The 21344-nt window shown below is 57.5% G+C and carries 19 protein-coding genes; 9 read left to right on the top strand and 10 right to left on the bottom strand.

The window, feature by feature from the left end; genetic code table 11:
• Both FJ145_05020 and FJ145_05015 read right to left on the bottom strand, forming a co-directional pair.
• A partial coding sequence (locus tag FJ145_05020; GenBank protein MBM4260788.1) for an SDR family NAD(P)-dependent oxidoreductase occupies positions 1-217 on the bottom strand: 217 nt, incomplete at its 3' end.
• A gap of 13 nt (positions 218-230) precedes the next feature.
• Positions 231-1712 carry a radical SAM protein gene (locus tag FJ145_05015; protein MBM4260787.1) on the bottom strand — a complete coding sequence of 494 codons (1482 nt, stop codon included), beginning with the start codon at positions 1710-1712 and terminating at the stop codon, positions 231-233.
• 229 nt (positions 1713-1941) lie between these two features.
• Between FJ145_05015 and FJ145_05010 the strand changes: the two genes are divergently transcribed.
• The 3 genes from FJ145_05010 (at position 1942) to FJ145_05000 (ending at position 6416) form a co-directional block, all read left to right on the top strand.
• A complete protein-coding gene (locus FJ145_05010; protein MBM4260786.1) occupies positions 1942-2784 on the top strand; it encodes an ABC transporter permease in 843 nt (280 codons plus the stop codon).
• A 115-nt stretch (positions 2785-2899) separates the two neighbouring features.
• The gene (locus FJ145_05005) at positions 2900-5602 is read left to right on the top strand and encodes a UPF0182 family protein (protein ID MBM4260785.1); all 2703 of its coding nucleotides are present in this window, start codon (positions 2900-2902) and stop codon (positions 5600-5602) included.
• Positions 5603-5687: 85 nt separating this feature from the next.
• The gene (locus tag FJ145_05000; protein ID MBM4260784.1) at positions 5688-6416 is read left to right on the top strand and encodes a TVP38/TMEM64 family protein; all 729 of its coding nucleotides are present in this window, start codon (positions 5688-5690) and stop codon (positions 6414-6416) included.
• 4 nt (positions 6417-6420) lie between these two features.
• On the opposite strand, the gene FJ145_04995 is transcribed toward FJ145_05000, so the two are convergent.
• Entirely contained in the window at positions 6421-8187 is a 1767-nt protein-coding gene (locus FJ145_04995) for a glycosyltransferase family 39 protein (protein MBM4260783.1), read from the bottom strand.
• Positions 8188-8519: 332 nt separating this feature from the next.
• Between FJ145_04995 and FJ145_04990 the strand changes: the two genes are divergently transcribed.
• The 5 genes from FJ145_04990 (at position 8520) to FJ145_04970 (ending at position 13122) form a co-directional block, all read left to right on the top strand.
• Positions 8520-9749, top strand: coding sequence for a hypothetical protein (locus tag FJ145_04990; GenBank protein ID MBM4260782.1), 1230 nt, complete (start codon positions 8520-8522; stop codon positions 9747-9749).
• 10 nt (positions 9750-9759) lie between these two features.
• Positions 9760-10920 (top strand): hypothetical protein, encoded by a 1161-nt coding sequence (locus FJ145_04985; GenBank protein ID MBM4260781.1) that lies wholly within the window; start codon positions 9760-9762, stop codon positions 10918-10920.
• 1 nt (position 10921) lies between these two features.
• Positions 10922-11971 carry a TonB C-terminal domain-containing protein gene (locus FJ145_04980; protein MBM4260780.1) on the top strand — a complete coding sequence of 350 codons (1050 nt, stop codon included), beginning with the start codon at positions 10922-10924 and terminating at the stop codon, positions 11969-11971.
• 85 nt (positions 11972-12056) lie between these two features.
• On the top strand, positions 12057-12689 hold the full coding sequence (locus FJ145_04975) for a MotA/TolQ/ExbB proton channel family protein (GenBank protein ID MBM4260779.1): 633 nt from the start codon (positions 12057-12059) through the stop codon (positions 12687-12689).
• Between the two features lie 7 nt (positions 12690-12696).
• Positions 12697-13122, top strand: coding sequence for a hypothetical protein (locus FJ145_04970; GenBank protein MBM4260778.1), 426 nt, complete (start codon positions 12697-12699; stop codon positions 13120-13122).
• Between the two features lie 71 nt (positions 13123-13193).
• On the opposite strand, the gene FJ145_04965 is transcribed toward FJ145_04970, so the two are convergent.
• Positions 13194-14462 carry a VWA domain-containing protein gene (locus FJ145_04965; GenBank protein MBM4260777.1) on the bottom strand — a complete coding sequence of 423 codons (1269 nt, stop codon included), beginning with the start codon at positions 14460-14462 and terminating at the stop codon, positions 13194-13196.
• A gap of 115 nt (positions 14463-14577) precedes the next feature.
• Here FJ145_04965 and FJ145_04960 point away from each other — a divergent pair, with 115 nt between their 5' ends.
• Positions 14578-15360 (top strand): hypothetical protein, encoded by a 783-nt coding sequence (locus FJ145_04960; protein MBM4260776.1) that lies wholly within the window; start codon positions 14578-14580, stop codon positions 15358-15360.
• Here FJ145_04960 and aroQ read toward each other — a convergent pair whose 3' ends face one another.
• The 6 genes from aroQ to FJ145_04930 are packed head-to-tail and all read right to left on the bottom strand — an operon-like array spanning position 15361 to position 21338.
• Positions 15361-15801, bottom strand: a complete 441-nt coding sequence (gene aroQ, locus FJ145_04955; GenBank protein ID MBM4260775.1) for a type II 3-dehydroquinate dehydratase — start codon at positions 15799-15801, stop codon at positions 15361-15363.
• Between the two features lie 18 nt (positions 15802-15819).
• Complete coding sequence (locus FJ145_04950; GenBank protein ID MBM4260774.1) at positions 15820-16896, bottom strand: 3-dehydroquinate synthase; 1077 nt, start codon at positions 16894-16896, stop codon at positions 15820-15822.
• On the bottom strand, positions 16877-17383 hold the full coding sequence (locus tag FJ145_04945; protein MBM4260773.1) for a shikimate kinase: 507 nt from the start codon (positions 17381-17383) through the stop codon (positions 16877-16879). The genes FJ145_04950 and FJ145_04945 overlap by 20 nt, the downstream gene beginning before the upstream one ends.
• Before the next feature lie 45 nt (positions 17384-17428).
• The gene (gene aroC, locus FJ145_04940) at positions 17429-18622 is read right to left on the bottom strand and encodes a chorismate synthase (GenBank protein ID MBM4260772.1); all 1194 of its coding nucleotides are present in this window, start codon (positions 18620-18622) and stop codon (positions 17429-17431) included.
• Positions 18623-18657: 35 nt separating this feature from the next.
• Positions 18658-20700, bottom strand: coding sequence for a type IV pilus secretin PilQ (pilQ, locus tag FJ145_04935; protein ID MBM4260771.1), 2043 nt, complete (start codon positions 20698-20700; stop codon positions 18658-18660).
• Positions 20697-21338, bottom strand: coding sequence for a pilus assembly protein PilP (locus tag FJ145_04930; GenBank protein ID MBM4260770.1), 642 nt, complete (start codon positions 21336-21338; stop codon positions 20697-20699). The genes pilQ and FJ145_04930 overlap by 4 nt, the downstream gene beginning before the upstream one ends.
• Positions 21339-21344: the final 6 nt, after the last annotated feature.

The raw sequence follows: 21344 nt of genomic DNA, 5'->3' as shown, positions 1-21344 counted from the left end.
GCCTGACGTCGGCTTGAAAAATAATGCCGCGGCCGCCGCCGCTTTCTATTTCCGCCAACACCTTTTGCGCGGCATCTTTGTTTTGGAAATAGTTGACGACCACGGCAGCGCCGCCTTGGGCCAGGCGAATCGCCGCAGCGGCGCCGATGCCTCGGCTCGCGCCGGTGACCAGCACAACTTTACCGTTTAAGGAAGGAGAGGTTTTCTGCTCCGCCATGCCGCCGCCAGGACTATATTGCCGCCTCGCCTTGCGCGGCGTTCTTTTCATACTTGGCGGCGTTGCTCTTGAACGATTCGAACTTCATTCTCACGTAAGGCGAGGTGTAGCCGTTGAGAATGCGCTCGACGCGCCCCGGCTTGCCGTAGAACGATTTGAAAGCCCATCCCGTCAATTCGCCGAGCTGCTGCCGCGTCAAATGTTTGGTCGGCATCACGCTGTGTTCTAAATCATAGAGGCTGAGATTATCGACTTCGATGATGTTGTTTTTCACCGCCGCCTTGTAAATCGGTGAACCGGGAATCGGGTTCAGCACCTGGATCATGACGATGTCCGGGTCGATCTCATCGACCGCTTTGGCGCGCTGTCGTATTTTCGCCTCGTCGTCCTCCCAGAAGCCGTTTAAATAAGTAGAGATGGTCGAAATATCGTTCTTGCGCAGGAACTGGATCAGGTCTTTCAGTTCCTTGACCCCGACCTTCATCGCTCCCTTGCGCGCTTCGGCGATCTCTTCGTCGGTGCCGCCGTCGATGCCGATCAAAACCTGATATAGGCCGACTTTGCGCAGGCGCGGCACCAGATCCATATCGCGAATCAGATTCTGCGCGCGGCTCAGCATAAACCAGCTCACGTCTAACTTCTTTGCCTCGAGAGCTTCGACCAAGTCGACCATCTTTTGGCGATCCGAGTTAAAGTCGTCGTCCATGAACGTGAGCGCTTTGACGCCGTACTTTTTGTTGAGCAGTTCCATTTCTTCGGCGACTTTGCGGCCGCCTTTCGTGCGGTGCGAGCTGAAGTCGCGCGGGCTGCGCTGGTCGACCAGCCACCACTCATAACAAAAGTGGCAAGCGCCCTCGCAGCCGCGCGAGGTGACCGCCTCATTGTAGTTGGGAATCACCGAATAGCCGTAGTATTTGTCCATCGGGAAAAGATCGTAGGCGGGCATCGGCAGTTCGTCGAGATTCATCAGCACCGGCCGGGCCGGGGTGAGCACGACCTCGCCGTTCTTGCGATAGGCCAAACCTTTGATGGCGTCAAAATTCGGAGCCGGCTTTTTCAGCTCCTCGAGCAGCTCCCAAACCGCGTGTTCATTGTCGCCAAAGACGCCGACAATCGCGAAATCGAGCTGCGGGTTGTCGTTCATGATCTTCTGCGGCACCGCCGTGTACATGAGGCCGCCGCCGATGGTCACTGTCTTCGGCGCGACCTCTTTGATTTTCTGCATCGCTCCATGAAAGCGATTGAGCGTCGCGGCGCCGCCGGCGGCGGCGATCATGGCGCCAAAGAAAACCGCGTCCGGCTTTTCCCGCTTCACTTCTTCGAGCATCTGTTCATCGCTGAGACCCAAAGCGCGGCAATCGAGCACCGCAAGATCGGCCGCTTTTTTCTCCCGAATGAACGCGGCGACCTGCGCATGGAGCGAGTTGACGGCAAGATGCTTGTCGCCCCAGGGTGCCCAATTGCCCATTGGCGGCGTGATGAAGAGGAGCTTCATAGATTTCTCCCGATAGTGACAGGGTGTTGCCGACCAAACTATTTAATACATAAACGATTGTCAAGATTCGCGGGGGAATCGCTGCTCCAGCGGCGCCGCCGAAAGCGGTCGAATTTTCTTGCAAAAACCGAGATATTTTGCTATTGACAAGCAGATAGCCATTTGCTACTGGTTCGCGTGGCTGGTCGAAGGTGGGTTTCTCAACCTAAGAACTCCGGAGGAAAACGATATGGCACAAGCAGCAGAAGAGCAACTATTGGATGTTCGAGTTGCGGAAGCATCCAACGCTTACAAATTTTATCTCAACAACGAGAAACTGATCATCGGCACGACCTCGGTCATTATCTTTCTTCTCGCCTGGGAAACTATCGGAAACTGGGCAGGCATTATCAATCCGATGTTCATGAGCGCCCCGTCGTTGATCTACAAAGCCGCCTTCCAGTTGTTTGCTTCGGGTGAAATTTACAACGACCTCCGCGTCAGCGGCCTCGAGTTTTTCTGGGGCTATTTACTTTCGGTCATCGTCGGTGTGCCGTTCGGGATTGCTACCGGTTGGTACAAAAAGATGGCCTACACCTTTGACCCCTTTGTCAATGCGATGAACGCGACCCCGCGCGTTGCGCTGCTGCCGCTTGTCATCATTTGGCTCGGCATCGGCATTCTCTCCAAAGTTGGGATCATCTTTCTTGGCGCCGTGTTCCCGATCCTGATCAACGCTCGCGACGGCGTCAAAACGACCCCCTACAATCTGTTGACCGCGGCCAAAAGCTTCGGCGCCTCTGAGTGGCAGATCTTCCGTAGCGTCGTGCTCCCTTCGACTTTGCCTTTCATCATCACCGGGCTCCGCTTGGGCGTCGGCCGCGCCTTGATTGGCGTCATGGTCGGCGAGCTATATGCCGCGACGGCCGGCATCGGCTTCATGATCACGGTGGCGGGCGCGACTTTTCAAACGGACAAAGTTTTCGTCGGCGTGTTGGTCTTCGCGATCACGGGCATGGTCGCGATGGAACTGCTCTCTCGCTTGGAAAATAAGTTCGACAAGTGGCGCCCGAAGGTCGGCGCAACGGCCTAGGCTGCTCACGACCTCTTGGATCGCTAGTTAAAAAATGGCGTCGGGGATCCCCTCCGACGCCATTTTTTTTCTCGGTTCAAGTCTCTGAGCGGAGCTTGACGGATAAGGAGATGCCATGCGCCAGCTGACCGGTGCTCTGTTTTTTCTCCTCTTTGTTGGCGTCCTGTTTGTGCGGCAGGGCATTGACTTCTATATAGATTGGCTCTGGTTCCAGGAAGTCGGGTATGGCGGAGTTTTTACGACGACCCTGGCATACAAACTGGGCCTGGGAGCGCTCGGCGGCCTGCTGTTAGCGGGATTGGTGTATCTCAATTTAAAAATTGCCGCAGTGCCGCCTCCGGGTTACCGATTTAGTGCCGAAGACAATGTGATCGAGCTGCCGCCTCCCGAGTTGATCGACCCGCTGCTGCGCCGGATGTTGCTCCCGGGCGCATTCTTGATCGGTTTGCTTGCCGCCCCTGCGGTTGCCGCCAATTGGCAGCTGCTGCCCATGTTTCTCAATCCCACGTCCTTTGCCATCGCCGATCCCGTTTTTGGGCTCGACCTTTCGTTCTTTATCTTTCTGTTGCCGGCGCTGAACGCGGTCTACCAGTGGCTAATATTCGCTTTGGGGCTGAGTTTGGTGGCCAGTGCGGCGGTTTATTTTCTCTACCGCGGCCTCGTTTACGGCCCCCGCGGCATTTTTCTTTCGGAACGCGCCCGGAAACACTTGCTGGTGCTCGTTGGATTGATTCTGCTCACCAAAGCGGGCGGCTATCTGTTAGAAGCTTACGAGTTGCTCTACTCCCCCCGCGGCGCCGCTTTCGGCGCAGGCTATACGGACGTCAACGCAAATCTGCCGGCGCTGCGCGCGTTAGCGGTGATGTCAGGGGCAGCGGCCGTTCTTTGTTTTGCCCAGTTCTACCGAACCGGTTACAAGCTCGTCCTGTTCGGCATCGGTGCCCTGGTTGCATTACACCTGGTCGGGCTCAATGTCTATCCGACGTTGCTCCAGCGCTTTCGTGTTGTCCCGAACGAAGTCGACGCAGAAAAACCATTCCTTGAGCGAACCATCCGGTTTACCCGCCAAGCATATGGGCTGGACAAGATCGAGAGCAAGGATTTCCCCGCCGAGGAAGGCCTTTCCGCGGAAGGCATCAAACGCAACGATTCCACAATCAAGAACATCCGACTTTGGGAGCCGCGCCCATTGCTCGCAAGCTACTCCCAGCTGCAAGAGATTCGCACCTATTACAAGTTTGTCGACCTCGATCATGATCGCTACGAAATCGACGGCAGCATGCGTCAGGTAGCAATCTCCGCGCGCGAGATCTCCCACGCCCATTTGCAGGGACAAAACTGGATCAACGACCATCTAACCTTTACCCATGGTTATGGCGTTGTCGTGAGCCCGGTAAACCAGGTAAGCGCGGGCGGCCAGCCGGAATTTTTCATCAAGGACATTCCGCCGCAGTCAACCGATACGTTCAAGGTCACCCAACCTCGAATCTACTTTGGCGAGCTTGCGAACCAGTACATTTTGGTCAAAACCAAGGCCCGCGAGCTCGACTATCCTGCCGGCGACCAAAATATTTACACCACCTACGATGGCCGCGGCGGCATTCCCATCGACTCGTTCTGGCGCAAGCTGCTTTTCTCGGCGCACTTTGCCGCGCTTCGCATCACCCTGTCGGAGGACATCACCAACCAGAGCAGAATCCTCCTGCACCGTAAAATTCAGGACCGGATCAGAAAGATTGCGCCGTTTATCACGTTCGACAGCGATCCCTTCATGGTGATCGCACAAGGCGGCAGGCTCTTCTGGATGATCGACGGCTATACCACCTCGCGTCACTACCCCTACTCCGCGCCGGCAGGACGGATGGGCAACTATATCCGCAACTCGGTCAAAGTCATCGTTGACGCTTATCATGGCAACGTCGACTTTTATCTCAGCGATCCGACCGACCCGCTGGTTTCGTCCTATGCAAAGATTTTCCCTGGCCTATTCAAGCCGTTAAGCACGATGCCTGCCGACCTACAAAAGCACATTCGATACCCCGTCGATCTTTTTACCGTCCAGGCGCATATGTACGCGACCTTTCACGTGCGCGATCCTCAGGTGTTTTATAACAAGGAGGACCTGCTCAGCATTCCACGCAAGAGCACCGGCGGCCGCGAGCAAGAGCTCGACCCCTATTACACGATCATGCGTCTGCCCGGGGAGCAAAAAGAAGAGTTCGTACTCTTGCTGCCCTTTACACCCAATAAGCGCGACAACATGCGCGCCTGGTTGGCGGCGCGCAGCGACGCGCCGAATTACGGCAGGCTGATCGCGCTAAACTTTCCCAAAGCCAAGCTGGTTTACGGCCCCAAACAGGTGGACGCCCGCATCGATCAGGACACGGTGATTTCTCAGCAGCTCAGTTTGTGGAATCAAGCCGGCTCTCAAGTCGTGCGCGGCATCCCGCTGGCCATCCCGATCGACCAGTCTCTTTTGTATGTTCAACCTCTCTATCTGGCTGCCGAACAAGGCAGCTTGCCCGAGCTCAAGCGGGTCATTGTCGCGTTCGGCAACCAGATCGCCATGGAGGAGAATCTTGAGCTGGCGCTTCAGAAGATTTTCGGCGGCAGGCCGCTTTCAACGACGCCGCTTGCGCCGCCCACAACCGCGGCTGTAACCGGCGAAAAGGCGGCCGAGGTCAAAAATCCCGCGCGTGAGGCACTGCAGCATTTCCAACGCGCGCAGGAGCTCCTGCGCCAGGGCAATTGGGCGGGCTATGGCGACGAACTGAAGAAAGTCGAAGCGCTACTGCAACAGATGCAAAGTACTCGCTGATAAGCACGGCGACAGCCCCGGATAGCATTTGGCCTGAAGACTAGTTCTATCGTCTTAGAACCGTTTCGTTGCTATACATTTGCCGATGATTTCTCAGCGCCGCCAGCTCATTACCAGAGGAGTCATTTTCATTGTGCTGCTGGCGCTGCTGTTCTTTTTTAGCCGGTACATACCCCAGCCGCTGATGGCATTGGCGCCGGCCGGAGAAGATTTTGAGGACTTCGAAGCCGTCGCCTCCAGCGGCGACAAACTTGGCCGCTTCCTGCAGTCGCTTGGCCCCTACTCACCGGCAGTGTTTGTTGTGCTGCAAATCCTGCAGGTTGTGGCGGCGCCGATACCGGGCGAACTGACCGGCGTGGTCGGCGGTTTCGTCTACGGCGAGACCCTGGGATTTATTCTTTCGACGATTGGCCTGGCCATTGGCTCATGGGTTGCCTTTGAGCTGGCAAGCATTCTCGGGCGCCCGTTTGTCGAGCGCTTTGTCAGTCAAGAAGTTTTGCACAAGTTCGACTTCTTGACCACGAACACGGGCACGTTCATCTGTTTTCTGCTTTTTTTGATTCCGGGGTTCCCCAAGGATTATTTATGTCTGGTGCTGGGGCTGAGCCGCATGAAACTCAGCACGTTTCTGATCGTCTCGATCATCGGCAGGTTGCCCGGCACCTACATGCTAACGATCCAGGGTGCCAAGTTCCGCGAACAAGACTATTTGCAATTCGCCATCATCGCGGTTGCCTCGGCGTTGGTATTGCTGCTCGCCTATATCTACCGCGAAAAGATTCTTCACTGGATCAAACACCGCCACGAACGGTAGCGATTCATCGATTGGTAACCAAACGATAATTTTCGAAACGCGCAAGCTCCGTCGGCGTGGCGCCAACGGATGCACTGAACTGTCCCAGGCCGTTTTCTCTGACGATCACAAGCAATGGGGTTTTTCCGCTTTTCCAGCGCGCGGCGAATTCCTCGAATGGCAGCAGCACCGGCCCATAACCGGCGACTGGCGGCGGTCGGCGCAGCGCAAGGTAATTGCTCGCCATGATGCTAGTTCGGCCCGGTGATTGCACCAACCACGCTGGCTTGTCGATGCGGAAATAAAAAGGAATACCTTCAACGTAGGTGTCGTAAAATGCCAGCTGTTCTTGGCCGTTGAGATGCGGCGCGGCCGCTTGGGCCAACGGTTTAGACACGCGATTGAAAGATGCCGAGGCGACGATTTGCGTGAGCAGTGTCATGAAAAGGGCCAAGCCGGTGGCGCTGCATAGATAAGGAAAGCCGCGGTCCTGCCAGCGGTTTTGCCATCGGTAGCGCAGCGCCACCGAAAGCACCAGGATCATCGTTAGCGCTGCCGCCACAAGTAGAGCTCTGTTCGCCACCACCCCCGAGCGAATGCGTCCGACCAATACCTGCGGCGCAAAAGCGCCTACAAGCAAATACAACATGCAGCTCAAGGAAAGAATCCAAGGTGCCAAAAAGTCCATCATCCACGGAGCGCGCGGCTGCGTTGGCAACGCGGCACTGATGGAGCGTCCCACCAGCAACGCCAAAGCGGGAAAGATCGGCAAGATATAATGTGGCAATTTCGAGTTTGACGCTGAGAAAAAGGCAAAGGGCAAAATCACCCAGAGTGCGAGAAACAACATCACCGGCTCAGCCCTTTGCTGCCAGCAACGTTTGATTGCCATCGGCAGGTTCAAAGTCCATGGCAGAAAGCCGACGCTGATAACTAGGGGGAAATAGTACCAGCCCTTCGAACGATTAAAGCGCGGCGTTAGATAGCGAGCGAAGTGCTCATCCCAAAAAAAATAACGCAGGTAGCCCGGGTTCCTGATCTCGGCAGCGACGTACCAGGGCACAACGATAGCCAGGTAAAGCAAACATCCTAGCGGCAGGTTAATTTGCTTGAGCAGCGCCCATCTTCGGGTAAGTAACAGGAAACCCAAGATCACCATGCCGGGGGCGATCAGCGCGATCGGCCCCTTGACCAAAGTGCCAAGAGCCATCGCGACATAGAGACTGACGACGTCGCGGCGACGCGCTCCAAACGCAGCATCCTCGGCGATGCGATAAAAGGAAAACAGCGCCCAGGTAATGAAAAACGTCAAGGTCATGTCGAAGATTACTAGACGGGAGAAGATGACAAATTGCAGGCTCGTGACGAGGACCAAGCAGCTCCACAGAGCTTCCCACAACCCCCACTGTCGGCGCGCAAATCGATGGATCAAGAATAGACAGCCCAACGCTGCCAGGGTTGACGGCAGGCGCGCCGCCCACTCGGAGAGTCCAAAAATCTTAAACGCTGCCGCGATGAGCCAGTAGAAAAACATCGGCTTGTCGAGAGTCGGAAGAAAATTCTGGTGCGGCGTCACCCAGTCCCCGAGCAAGAGAATTTCCCGCGCTTTCTCGGCGTTGCGTCCTTCGTCGGGTTCGAACAATGCCGCGCTGCCCAGCCCACTGAATAGAATCAACAGGCCAACCAACAGCACGAGCAACTGCCAGCGCGATTCGCTCAACGCACTTTGAGCGGGAGCGTAGGCGCGGCTCTCTCCAGTCGTTTTTGCGATGGGGTCGTAATCTAACTGCATATCAAACGATTCAGCACGAACGCATTAGGGAGAAAATATCCGGAAGGCTACGTCGATGGGCTAGGCTTCAACAGGCGCGCGTCCGCCGTGAGCTGGCAACGCCGGCTCCAAGCCCGGCCAACACCTGCGAGGAAAACTCACCATTAGCGTGGCACGACAACCATACAGACAGTTCGGTGGTCCGATAGCAATTGCGGTTCTTCGCAATTTTATAACGCGGATTGGCTGTTGAGACAACAATATCGAGTTACGGCCTGTCGGAGCCGCGCCATTGCGCATTGACTTGCCCATGGCCGCGTCGTAGCTTGACAAGGTCCGGTCAACAAGTGGCCATGCTTAAACGGCTCCCAGTTCCCGCCCTTCTGGCGCTGACTCTCGCTGCTTTTCTCATTGCATCGGCGTTTGCCCAGCAGCCGGTGGCGAGCTTCTTTTATGACGAAAAAGGCAACGTCGTGCGCCAAGAGCGCGACACCAACAACGACGGTAAAATGGACCGCTGGACCCACTATGACCGGCAGGGGCAAATCGAACGCATCGAACAGGACAGTAATTTCGACGGCAAGATCGATGCCATGGTCTACTACGAAAACGGCAAGCCGAGGCGGCAAGAAATCGCCAGTAAGAACGACGGACAGTTCGATACCTGGATTTTTCTTGACGCCAGCGGCGAGATCGAGCGCAAGGGACAGGACCCCAACCGCACCGGCAAACCTACCCAATGGGTTTACTACAAGAATGGCCAGCCGGTGCGCAGCGAGGAAGATACCAAGGGCCGCGGCGTTACGAACCGCACGGTGCAGTTTCGCGACGGCAAAGTCAGCCGAGTCGATGAGGATACCAACAGCGACGGCAAACCCGACAGTTATTCTTTTTATGAAGACGGTCAACTCGTTCGCAAGGAGCTCGACCGAAAATTTAGCGGAAAAATCGACCTCTGGGGTTATTATCGCGACGGCCGGCTCGTCAAACAAGAGGAAGATATGCGGGGCGATGGCAGAGTCGGCCGCATAGTTTATTTCAATGGCGATGAAGTGATTCGCCGCGAGGAAGATGGCGCCGGACGCGGCCGCATGGATATGGTCGAGTCTTTTTACCAGGGGCGGTTGGAAAAGCGCCTGCGCGACAGCAAAGCCAGCGGCAAGTGGGACCTGATTTTTTTCTTCAAAGACAATGAGCTGATTCGCGAAGAGCGCGACAGCGATGGCGATGGCTTCTTTGACATGCGCTTCTGGTACGAGAACGGCAAGGTTGCCCGCCAGGAAGCCGACACCAACAAAGACCGCCGTGTCGATGTCTGGGTGCGCTTTGAGAACGGCGAAATGGTCGAGCAGCTAGAGGATCAAAACTTCACCGGCAAAGTTAGCGCTCGGTATACGTTTAAGGGCGGCCAGGTCTCCGGCCAAGAGCAGCTCGCCAATATCGACCCGCCCAGCGTGCCGACGCCGTTCGGCAGCGTCGAAGCGGAGCTGCGCACGATGCTGGGCTCGGACTCTGTCATGGCTTCGGCCGTCGGCCAATCGCGCAAGCAAGCCGTCTTGTCCGCGGCCAGCGAAGTAAAGTAGAATCGGCGTTATGAAAGACCCCTGGCAAACATTCGCCTCAGCCCCGGTGCTTTTGCTGGTTGCAGCGTTGTTGGCTGGCTGCCAGGCGAGCGCGACGCAATATCCGCCCGGCAGCTATCCCGTGCCCAATTATCCGGCCGGCTCGGGAGCGCAGCCGCCCACGGCAAGCGGATCTCCAACCAGCCGAACGCCACAGCCCCAATCGCCGCCGCGCAGCAGCAGAGCCAACCAGCATGTTATGGGATCGATGGCTGAAGGAGCGCGCTGGGGGGGCATGCTTGCCGGCCCGTTCGGCCACTTCGGCGCTTTGGGCGGCATGTTGGTCGGCGCGATCTATGGGATGGTGACAAGCGGCCAGGAAGAAGAGCGAGTCATAGCCCAGGTCAGCAAGGAAACCCAGAAAGACCAGCAGCTCGAGGCGCTCATCGAAAAGGAACTTGAGCGGCAGCGGGCGTTGGAGGGTCAGGTGTTGGGAAGCGGCACAACAACCCCCCCCACAACCACGCCAGGTGGCAACCGGGCTTCGCAGCCTTCCCAAAGTCAGCCTAATCGTGAAAGGATTGAGGTTGCTTCAGTCAATAAACCCGTGCCGGCGCCAGCCGCACCAGCGCCCTTTAAAAACGTCGAGGTCCGCGACATGAACGGCGATGGCATCCCAGATCTTTGGATTTACTACAACCCCCAGAAACCCGGCGAGATCGTGCGCCAGGAGGAATCGACCAAGGGCGACGGCCGAGTCGATACCTGGAGCTATTTCAAAGACGGCAAATTGCAGCGTCGTGAAGTCGATACCCGCGGCCAGGGCCAACCGACAACGATTTACTATTACAACGACGACGTGCTCGCGCGCGAAGAACGCGACGAAGTGGGCCAGGGGCGCATGACCTACCGCGCGACCTACGAAAAGGGCCGCCTCGCCAAAGTCGAACGCGACACCACCGGCCGCGGCCGTGCCGATTCTTGGGTTTATTACGATGTGACACAAGACGGCGAGGTTATCCTGAAAGACGAGCGCGATTTGAACGGCGATGGCATCGCCGACATCTGGACCTACTATGAGAATGGTCGTGTCGCGCGGCGCGACGTCAGCGCCGCAGGTCTGGAAATTCTCGCCAAGCAAGAACAGCTGCCTAACAGCGACCTTAGAACTGTTTCACTGCCGGGAAGCTAAGATGGGCAACACGATGTCCACTTCTTGGGGAGATACGGGCCTCTCCTCGGTTTTCCGTGCCCCCTTTCTGCTGTCCTCCATTCTGTTGCATGGCTTGCTGGCCCTCTTGACGTTGCGCCTGGTTAACTTGCAGATCGCCAAACCGGAGCCGGAAGTGCCGATCGCCGTGCAGTTGGCGGAGGTGCGCGTGCCCGAGGTGCGCGAAGGCAGTTCGCCCAACAAGAGCATCGGCCCGGGCCAGGGCCCCGGCGGTCCCAAGACTATGCCCAAGCTCGGCACGCCGATTCCACCGGCGCCGAGAACCGGCAAAATCGATAGTGGCTCGCTCGAAGCCACCGCTCCAAGCAAGAACGCCGAGCCGGCCACCGAGCCGCCCCCTAAACCGGTGGCCCTTCCCGGTCCCAAAGTGTTAGCCTCAGCGGATACGCGCCAGGAATCGGTCAACGCCAAGGAAACTTCACCCGATTCGCTAGTTCGCCTGCCGACCCGCGATGCGCCGACCAATTTGCCCGGCAGCGCCGCGGCGGACGCCGAGCTCAACCAGAGGAGCTTGGCAATGGCCAAAGGTGCGAGCGACGGCCCAGGCATTCGCGGGCTTAAAGAAGGCGCGCAGATTCCCGGGGCGCTCAAAGGCACGGGCACCGGCACAGGACCCTACGGTGTGCCCGGCGGCAGCAAGAGTGGCACTGGCATCGCCGGCGGCGGCACCGGCACGGGTACCGGCGGCGGCAGTGCCACTGGATTACGGGGCATCCCCGCGGCGGAATTCAATAGCTATCTCACCCAGCTAAAAAAACGCGTCGAAGCGGTCTGGCGCTTTCCCGATGGTGTTTCCGGTGTGCAGCGTGTCGCTGTCGTCTTCTCCCTCGACCGCGCCGGCCGGCTGATTCAAGCCGATGTCATCGATTCTTCCGATACCCGCATTAACTCAAGCGCCGTGGATGCCATGAGAAGGGCCTCGCCTTTTCCGCCGATCCCCGACAGTTTGAAAGAACTCGCCAACGAGCCATTGCGCATGCAGTTCACCGTCACCGTCGGCGTGCGTGGCTGAACGCTGCGTCGTTGTTGGTTTGAAGATTTCAATAATAGTTGTTTTCAGGTAATCTGCCGCGAAAGATTCGGAGAAATCACTGACGATGCAACCACAAGGTTTGGATCTCATCGATATTATCAACAAGGGTTGGCTGACTACTTACCCATTGATCATTCTGTCGATTGTCAGCGTCGCGGTCGTGTTCGAGCGGCTCTGGACCCTGCGCAATGTCGGCGCAGCGACCACTCGGCTGGCCGAATCTCTCCTCGATCCGATCAAAAAAGGCCAGCGCGATTTGGCCCTGGCGATCTGCCGGCAGAATAACAATTCTCCAGCGGGGAGAATCTTCCTCAATGTTTTTGACAAGGAAGGCAACTTTGGGCTCGACACCGCCAACGCCTTTGCTGCCGAGGCGATGTTTGAAGAAACCCAAAACTTAAAAAAGAATCTCTGGATCCTCGGCACCGTGGCGAGCAGCGCGCCGTTCATCGGTTTGCTCGGCACCGTCGTTGGCATCATCAAAGCTTTCGAAAACATGGCCATCGCCGGCACCGGCGGTTTCGCGGTAGTGGCTGCCGGCATCTCTGAGGCTTTGGTGGCAACGGCCTTGGGCCTCGCGGTGGCCATCATTGCCGTGGTTTTTTACAACTATTTTCAAACGCGGATTTCCAACATCAACGGCCTTTTCCGCATACAAGTGAGCAAAGTGCTCCACAACCTTAACCTCGCAGTGTAAGCGCACCATGGCTATCACACCCCTCGGCGGCAATGGCGACGATGCCGGCATCGTCGCAGAAATCAATATCACGCCGCTCACCGATATCTTTCTGGTGCTGCTGATCATTTTCATGATCACCAGCTCGGCGATGATCGAATCGGGAGGCAAAGTCAATCTGCCTAAAGCGGTTGCGACAAAATCGGAGACCCGCGGCACCACGGTGACGCTGACGCCGAAGCAGGAGATTTTCGTCAATCAGAAGAAAGTTGGCGAGGATACCCTCGAAGCCACGTTGAAAGAAGCGCTCAATGCCAACGCCGACAAGACCGTGATCTTGCGCGGCGATAAAGATGTCTTATTTGGCGAAACCGTGCGCGTCATGTCGATCATCAAGCGTGCCGGCGCCACCGAAATCGCCATCGCCGCCGAAGCCGAACGCGCCAAGCGTTGAAGACCGCAATCTAAAATCTGGAATTTGTAATCTGGAATTTGTTGCTCACCGGTGAGCAACGTGAGCAGCGTCTAGCGCGGCGTCTCCGAGGGCGCCGGCGGCTGCGGCGGCGGGCGCCGCGTGTTGTCTTCGCGATTGCGCTCAACGTCGCGCTGGATTTCCGCCGGGCTGCGGCCCAAGCGTTCCACTTGTAGTTTTAGGCTTTTCTCTTTTTCCAGGAAGACTTCCAGGTCTAACGACTTCTGTGTGCTCGATTGGTAGTCGATGGTAATCCGGTCACGGCCGATGGAGCCATCGCTCGCCCGCGCGAAGACTTCGATCTGATTGCGTCCATCCACCACCGGCACGGCTGAAGAAAAGAATCCATCGGCGGCGAGCCTGGTTTGGGTAGCTTTCTGGCCGCTCGTCTGATTGACGATTTGCACGAAATCGACGCCCACCACGGAGATACTTTCGATCACCGCGAGCACGTCAGCCGGCCGCGACACCGGTGTGTACGTGCCGCCGCTCTCAGCGGCAATGCCCGTGGCCGCTCTGGGGTGCGACAACGCGTCCTCACCCAAAGCAAACACATGAACTTTGATCCCGGCGCGGCCCGCAAGGCGGGCCGCATTGATGGCGAGATTGGTATCCTCCGGGTCGGCAAACTTGCCGCCGCCGATGGGCAGTGTTGGAAAGCCATCGGTGAGCAGAAACTGGACTTTGACCGCATCGGGCCGCTTTTCACTGCGACCAAAGCCCATCAGCTCGGAGATGCCCGTCCGGATGCCTTCAACCATGTTGGTTCCGCCGGTCGGGCCATTGCGTAATATGTCGTCCAGGGCGCGCCGGACGAGATCGAAGTCTTGGGTGAGCGGTTGCAGCAGCCGCACCTCCTGACCAAATGAGATCACCCCGACCCGGGTGGTCTCCGAATTGAGTTGCAAAAGCACGCGGCGCGCGGCGGCGACCTCCGCGGCGAGCACGGAATTGCGCAGGTTGCGCAGCGGCGGACCGCCACCGACACTGACGCCGCCAATGGAGATCTGCGGTGTCGGAAACCGCGACGACCCACCGTCGGGTAGCTGCCCAGCGTCGCCGAGATCGACGCCGGCATAGGCTGCGGTGCTGCCGGACACATCGACGATAAATGCGATATCGACGTTGGGGGATCGAGCCAGGTGGTTGCCGACCTTGCCGCTAATCAGAACGGTTTTCTGATCTTGGCTGATGCGGCTGCCGTCTTTGGGCGAGAGAATCTGGACCCTGGGCTCCGCTCCCATACTGAGAGCAGCCTGAGCGACGGTCACAAACAGCAGAAGAATCCCCTGGGCAACAAGCCTAAATTTTGCTCGGTTCATGGCGCGCCCCCGTAAATCAAATAACTAACATGTCTTAGACGACCAGTAAATGTGGATAATATCGAACAAAACTGGCCGATTGCCGGAGGTCCGCCGGATCGCTATAATAGCGTCTATGATGAAGCCAAAAGCGTTGTTGCCCTTGATCGCCCTCGCAATCACGTCGTTTCCAGCCGCCGCGCGTTCCGACTACACGCTGGAGCTCAAGAACGGCCGGAACATCGTCGTGCCGAGCTACCGTGAAGAAGCCGGCGTAATAAAGTTCAGCGGCTTTGGCGGAGAGATTGGCATAAGCAAAGACCAGATCCAGGCGATCCGCCATACCGCCGCCGCAGATCGCAATAGTTTCAATATCCAACAGGCCACGGCGACAAAAACGGTCTCAGCTTCCCCCGCACGGCCGGCGGTACGATCCGCCAGCGAGGGTGGCAAGGAGGGTGCTTCCAACGAGGCAGCGCAACGGGCCAAGGAAGAAAGGGAATACCAAGATAAGGTCAGGGCGTTAACCGAACAGCTCAAGAGCGCCCGGGATCAATACTCGCAAGCAGTGCGAGGCACCACCGGCCCGCAAGGCAACCAGCTGCACACCGACGAACAACTGCGCGCCCACAACGACGACGCGAACTCGCGCTACAAGAACGCTCTCCACAACCCTTCGCAACCGGAGCCAGTCAAGCTATTGGTCCCCTCGCCGTTTAGCAGCTTGCCGCCCAAAGCGGAGTCATTTTCGCCCGCGCCGTTCCCCGCTGCCCAACCCGGAGCACCGGCCTACAACGATAGAGAAAGGGAATTCAGCCAGCTCCGTGAAAGAACCACTCAAATTGAGAGGCAACGCGAACAACTGATCAATGAAATGCGCCAAAAAGGCTTCAACACCGGCTCGTTGTTTGTCGAATAACTAGATTTGCCCCACGGCAGCGCGCAGGCCAAGCAAGTAGCTCTGCACGCCAAAGCCGGCAATCTGCCCCACCGCCGCACCAGCGATATGCGAGTGATGACGAAAGTCCTCACGCTTGTAAATATTTGAAATGTGAATTTCCACGGTCGGTAGGCCGCACGCAAAGATTGCGTCCTTCATCGCCAAACTGGTGTGCGTATAGGCGGCTGGATTGATGACGATCGCCTGAAACCGTTTCGGCGCGTCCTGTATCCAAGTGACCAGCTCCCCTTCGTGGTTCGACTGGCGGATGTCGACCTCAACGTTCAACTCCTTGGCCAGCTTGCGCACTTGCTGATTGATCTCTTCCAACGTCAAACGGCCATAGATTTCCGGTTGGCGCGTGCCCAGCATATTCAGATTGGGGCCGTTTAACACCAAGATACTTTTCTTTTTTGCCATTGGCTCTTCCAAACCATTCTAGCCGCCCAAGGCCGCGATGATTTCGGCCGGCGCCAGGCTGTGAAACTTCGTCTTGCCGATGCCGGCGCACATGACGAACTTGACTTTGCCGGCGGCGGACTTTTTGTCGACTTCCATCCCTTGAATCAACTCTTGCAAGGTGACGCTCGCGGGAATTTCCAGCGGCAGCCCGGCCTGCGCGATCAGCTTGCACACCCGCTCCAGGGCGGTTTCATCGCAATGGCCAAAACGTTTCGAAAGCGCAGTCGCTTTTGCCATGCCGACGCCGATCGCTTCGCCGTGGAGAAACTGCGTGTAGTTCGTCGCTGCCTCAAGCGCATGGCCCAAAGTGTGACCGAAGTTGAGCACCGCGCGATAGTCGTCTTCGCGCTCATCCTGCTCGACCACGCGCCCCTTGATGGCGCAGCTCGTGGCGATCACGTGAATCAAGAGCTCATGATCGAGCGCGATGAGCTTGTCGATATCACGCTCCAACAGGCGAAACAGCGCCGGATCCTCAATGACGCCGTACTTGATCACTTCCGCGAGGCCGGCGATGAGCTCACGGCGCGGCAGAGTATTCAACGCCTCGACATCGATCAGCACCAGCCGCGGCTGATAAAATGCGCCGATCAAATTTTTGCCTTGGCGATGATCCACCGCGGTTTTGCCGCCCACGCTCGAATCGACCTGCGCCAACAACGTCGTCGGCGCCTGCACGTAAGGCACGCCGCGTAAGTACGTTGCGGCAGCGAAACCCGCCATATCGCCGATCACACCGCCGCCGAGCGCCAGTATGCACGACTTGCGCTCCAGCCGCTCGTCGATGAGACGATCGAAAATCTGCGCCAAAGTCGCAAGGTTTTTGTGCTCTTCCCCATCGGGAATCAAAATTGGAATGGTTTCAAAGCCACTTGCCTTGAGCCCGTCGTGCACCGTGTCGAGATACAACTGGGCGACGGTGGGGTTGCTCACCACGGCCACCTTGCCGCGCAGACCGGCCTGCGCGAGATAATCCCCGGCGCGCGCTAAAATCCCCCCGCCGATGTGTATCGGATAGGAGCGCTCCCCGAGATTAACCGTCAACGTTTGCATCATGACTCGCCGGGGCATCCAACTGGGCGATGATATTATCGACCACCTGATCGATCGTCGCATCGCTGGTATCGACGCTGAGATGCGCTTGGGCATATTGCTTGGCGCGCTCGCCGAGCAGTTGCTCGATCCGCTCTTCGCGATTGGTGCCTTTGAGCAGCGGCCGCTTGGTGCCGTTACCCACCCGCTTGAGAATGACCTCGGTGCTCGCCGTGAGACAGACGAGCAGCGATTTCTCCTTCAACAGAGCGAGATTGTCCTGATCCATAATGACGCCGCCACCGGTTGCGATGATCTGACTACTTTGCGCTAGAACTTCGGCCAACGCCTGCTTTTCCGCCTGGCGGAAATAGGGCTCGCCGTTCTCGCTGAAGATCTCCCGGACCTTTTTGCCTTCTTTTTTTTCAATGGCGCGGTCGAGGTCGACAAAGTGGCGCTTGAGCTTCTTGGCGAGATTGCGCCCCACCGCGCTTTTACCCACCGCCATGAAGCCGGTCAACGCGATGTTATGCGAAGGATGTTCCTGCAACGGCTAGTAGTTTTTAATTTGTTCGAGATAATTCTCGTAGTTGCGCCGGGTTTCACGCAGCGAGTCACCGCCAAATTTTTCCAGGAAAGCATTGGCCAGTTCGAAAGCCACCACCGACTCGCCCACCACCGCCGCCGCCGGCGCGGCACAAACGTCGGAGCGCTCCACCGAGGCGTCCGTGGGTTGCTTCGTGTGCAGATCCACCGAATTCAACGGACTCATCAAGGTGGAAATCGGTTTCATTGCCACCCGCACCACCAACGGCGAGCCGTTGGTCATGCCGCCTTCGGTGCCGCCGGAATTGTTGCTGCCGCGGTAAAAACCTGTCGGCACAATCCGCGGCGTGGCCTGGCTCACGTCTTTCTTCGGATCGAAAAAAATCTCATCGTGCACCTGCGAGCCGCGCCGCCGCGCCATCTCAAAGCCGAGCCCGATTTCGACGCCCTTCATGGCTTGAATGCTCATCAACGCCTGCGCCAAACGGCCGTCGAGCTTGCGGTCCCACTGGGTGTGGGTCCCCAAACCGGGCGGCAAACCGAGGGCGACAACTTCGAAGATTCCGCCCAGCGTGTTGCCTTCTATTTTGCACTCTTCGATGAGCGCGATCATCTGCTCTTCCGCTTTTGGATCGGCCGTGCGCACCGGCGACTCTTCAGAGCGCAAGAAGGTTTCCTCGTAAGATAAGCCATCCAGATTGGCTTCGATGCCGCCCAGCGAACGAAGATAGCCCATGACGCGAATACCGAAGGGAGAAAGCAGCTGTTTAGCGAAGGAGCCCACGGCCGTGCGCGACACCGTGTCGCGCGCGCTCGCCCGTTCGAGAATGTCGCGCGCATCGGCGCGGTCGTATTTCAGCACGCCGTTCAGATCGGCATGGCCGGGGCGCGGGTTGGTGACGGCAATCTTGTTATCGCGATCCTCGGCGGACGGCGACATTTTCTTGGTCCAGTTTTTCCAGTCGCGGTTTTCTATGCCGAACGTAACCGGCGAGCCGAGGGTTTCGCCCCAGCGGATGCCGGAGCGGATCGACACTTCGTCTTTTTCAATAAGCATACGGCCGCCGCGGCCGTAGCCCTGCTGGCGGCGCCACAGATCGTGATTGATTTGGGCGACATCGATAGGAAATCCCGCGGGCACGCCGTCGACGATCATCGTCAAACAGGGCCCGTGGGATTCGCCCGCAGTGAAGTAACGCAACATGCGGGCATCCTACCGTATTATTTTTTTTGAGGCTAGGGGTTGTAGACTACCGGCGTCGACGGATCGCCCTCGGTGCGGCGCAGTTGATCGCGCCACAATTGTTCAGCGCTGGGCAATGTTCCGGAACCGGCCGTGGTCAACCTTGGCGTGATGAACACCATCAGCTCTTCGAAGTCTTTTTGGATGCGATGGTTTTTGAATAGCCAGCCAAGAATCGGAACGTTCTTGAGGTAAGGAACGCCACTTTGGGATTCCTGTGCCGTGTCCTTGAGTATACCGCCAAGAACGATGGTTTCACCATCTTTCACAAGCACGCTGGCACTCGCTTCACGGTTGAGCTCGTCGAACGGCACGACACCGACCGAGCCGTCGGGGACGGTGGCGCTGTTGGCGATCGAACTCGATTTGACGTTGATATTCATGAGTACAAAACCGTCGCTAGAAACCTGCGGGGTCACGGTAAGAACGATGCCCACCGGCACTCGTTCAGTCGCTACCGCGGCGCCAGCCGCAGACGATCCACTGCCAGTAGCGATGTTCGTCGAGCTCGGCAGCGCGATGCGCAGAATGCGCTCGCTGCGTATCGTTGAAGCCTGGTTGTTGAGTGTGACAACCGACGGGCGCGAAATAATTTTGATGTTGCCTTCGTTTTCCGCGGCCTCTAGGGCCGTCGCTAGGTTACGAAAACCCGCGGCACGATTTTGAATGATTGACAGTGTAGCCCCCAGACCGTTGGCGAAGTTGGGAAAGCTTGCGGAGTTTCCGCTGAAAGGCGTGGCCGCGGCGGCGCCAGATGAAAACCCTGCCCCGAGAAGGTCGAAACTCAAGCGGGCACCCAAGGCTCGTGCAAAGGTCGGTGTGGTCTCGATCAAGTTGGATTCGATCAATACTTGCGGCGTGCGCATGTCGAGTTTAGCGACCAGGGTGCTAATATCTTCGACCGCCTTTTTAACGTCGCGCACCATGATGGTATTGCTGCGCTCATCGGTCACCAAAGACGCATCGGGCCGCTTGCTCTGCAGCGATTTGACCTTCGCTTCGAGATCTTTCACCTTCGCATAATTGATGTTGTAGTACACCGTCTCCAGCGGCTCTAGATTTTCTTCGGCCTTTTTCGCCGCGGCGACGTCGTCGCGTTCCTTTTTCAACTGACCCGCGGTGGAAATGCGCACCACGTTACCGACCTGCTCTTTGCCAAGACCGTTCGTATCGATCAAAAGATCGAGGGCCTGATCCCAGGGCACGTCCACCAGTCTCAGGGTAACCTTATTGTTAACATCACTCGTAACGACGATGTTAAGACCGCTCACCTCGGCGAGCAGCCGAAAGACGTTTTTGATGTCGGCATCTTTGAAATCGAGCGACAGACGCTGACCGCTGTATCGTTTATTATCCGAACGTGAGACCGCAGTGACCTGGGGACCGCCCCCGGCCGCCTGGAAAACTCCGGGCGTGGTTTCAAAGGATTTGCCCTCGATGCGCTTGCCGGCTTTCACGAAATCGATATTTTTCTTGTCGGTGTTGCTCGGATCGATATTACCGATGGTGATTTTCACGCCGCCATCTTCAGGCGTAATCGTATAAGGCGGAACATTGGCCGCCAAGATATCTAAGGTAACCCGCATGTAGCCTTCACCCGAGGTAACGCGCGCCGTGCTCACCAGATTGGTCGCAAGACGAAAGCTCTCCGTCGCGCCCGGTTGTTTGGCGTCGGTAAAGATGTCCAATAGTAGACGCGCTGGTTGCACCGCGGGGAAATGGCGAAAGTTCGCGATCGGTTGCAATAATTTTAGCGTCAGGACGGTCTGGCCAACTTCCTGACGCGCAAAAAAGTCCTGAATCTTGGGAGCCGGTGCATCGGTCGCGGCCTGCGAAGGGGTTGGGTTGACCGGCCTTGGCACAGAAGCCGTGCCTTGCGTGGCCGACGCCGCAGGCTTGGGTTGTTCCACGGCTGCCGGGGTGCAGCTCAGTAGACCAGCTGCCAAACCGAGGGCAATGCCGCTGCCCGTTATCATCTTGATGGGTCGAAATAAGCTCATAATTGTCTCACCGCTGTGTTTGTTCCGATCATTCATTCCGCACCCTCCGCTGTTAGCCTCATGCTGACTTCCCGTTTTTTCTCCGCGCCATATAAATCAACGTAGCTTTCCTGAATCGTGATGCCGTCGCGCTTGATTGCGATCACTTTGCCGTCGTTGGAACCGATCGGTGTCCCGACTCGAATCACGTAGCCAAGGCCCGCAGCGTCTTCGATCAGTGCATTGGCGTTCTTGGGGTCGGCGACGATGCCGACCAGCTTCAGTTGGCCCAGTTCGTAACGTTCCAGCGGAGACAGGTTGTCGCGCTTCTTAGCCGGCGTGCTTTTGGTGTTCAAGGTAAATGGACGAAACGGGTCGCGCCGGCCGATGGGCAGGATTCGTGCCGGCGGCGGTTCCGCCGGTTTATTTTCCGGCAACGAGGCAACCTGAGTGACCGGGGCAGGAGCAGTCTTGGTTTCCTTGGTCCCTAAACCAAGTTTGCTGCCGACCGTCTTGCCGACGTCCTGCAAGTTTTGCCGAATCGCTTGCTCCACGGCTGCGGGAGCGTTGTGCAGCATGTCTTTCGCTTCCTTCGACTTGGCCGAAACTGCATCGATCTTCTCCTGTGCTTGGAGACCACCGACCAAAGAAAAAAATCCCCATAGACAGACTAGAACTTGCGTTGACCTTTTCATGCGCAC

This window comes from Deltaproteobacteria bacterium (assembly GCA_016874755.1).
Classification (GTDB): Bacteria; Desulfobacterota; Binatia; order UBA9968; family UBA9968; genus DP-20.
The sequence above is the reverse complement of the archived record's forward strand: the minus strand, read 5'-3'. Positions and strand labels throughout refer to the sequence as shown.

What these genes read in the sequence shown, in the direction of transcription:
- FJ145_05015 (MBM4260787.1), bottom strand. Translation starts at nt 1,712, where the DNA reads ATGAAGCTCCTCTTCATCACGCCGCCAATGGGCAATTGGGCACCCTGG.
- FJ145_05010 (MBM4260786.1), top strand. Translation starts at nt 1,942, where the DNA reads ATGGCACAAGCAGCAGAAGAGCAACTATTGGATGTTCGAGTTGCGGAA.
- FJ145_05005 (MBM4260785.1), top strand. Translation starts at nt 2,900, where the DNA reads ATGCGCCAGCTGACCGGTGCTCTGTTTTTTCTCCTCTTTGTTGGCGTC.
- FJ145_05000 (MBM4260784.1), top strand. Translation starts at nt 5,688, where the DNA reads ATGATTTCTCAGCGCCGCCAGCTCATTACCAGAGGAGTCATTTTCATT.
- FJ145_04995 (MBM4260783.1), bottom strand. Translation starts at nt 8,187, where the DNA reads ATGCAGTTAGATTACGACCCCATCGCAAAAACGACTGGAGAGAGCCGC.
- FJ145_04990 (MBM4260782.1), top strand. Translation starts at nt 8,520, where the DNA reads ATGCTTAAACGGCTCCCAGTTCCCGCCCTTCTGGCGCTGACTCTCGCT.
- FJ145_04985 (MBM4260781.1), top strand. Translation starts at nt 9,760, where the DNA reads ATGAAAGACCCCTGGCAAACATTCGCCTCAGCCCCGGTGCTTTTGCTG.
- FJ145_04980 (MBM4260780.1), top strand. Translation starts at nt 10,922, where the DNA reads ATGGGCAACACGATGTCCACTTCTTGGGGAGATACGGGCCTCTCCTCG.
- FJ145_04975 (MBM4260779.1), top strand. Translation starts at nt 12,057, where the DNA reads ATGCAACCACAAGGTTTGGATCTCATCGATATTATCAACAAGGGTTGG.
- FJ145_04970 (MBM4260778.1), top strand. Translation starts at nt 12,697, where the DNA reads ATGGCTATCACACCCCTCGGCGGCAATGGCGACGATGCCGGCATCGTC.
- FJ145_04965 (MBM4260777.1), bottom strand. Translation starts at nt 14,462, where the DNA reads ATGAACCGAGCAAAATTTAGGCTTGTTGCCCAGGGGATTCTTCTGCTG.
- FJ145_04960 (MBM4260776.1), top strand. Translation starts at nt 14,578, where the DNA reads ATGATGAAGCCAAAAGCGTTGTTGCCCTTGATCGCCCTCGCAATCACG.
- aroQ (MBM4260775.1), bottom strand. Translation starts at nt 15,801, where the DNA reads ATGGCAAAAAAGAAAAGTATCTTGGTGTTAAACGGCCCCAATCTGAAT.
- FJ145_04950 (MBM4260774.1), bottom strand. Translation starts at nt 16,896, where the DNA reads ATGCAAACGTTGACGGTTAATCTCGGGGAGCGCTCCTATCCGATACAC.
- FJ145_04945 (MBM4260773.1), bottom strand. Translation starts at nt 17,383, where the DNA reads ATGGCGGTGGGTAAAAGCGCGGTGGGGCGCAATCTCGCCAAGAAGCTC.
- pilQ (MBM4260771.1), bottom strand. Translation starts at nt 20,700, where the DNA reads ATGAATGATCGGAACAAACACAGCGGTGAGACAATTATGAGCTTATTT.
- FJ145_04930 (MBM4260770.1), bottom strand. Translation starts at nt 21,338, where the DNA reads ATGAAAAGGTCAACGCAAGTTCTAGTCTGTCTATGGGGATTTTTTTCT.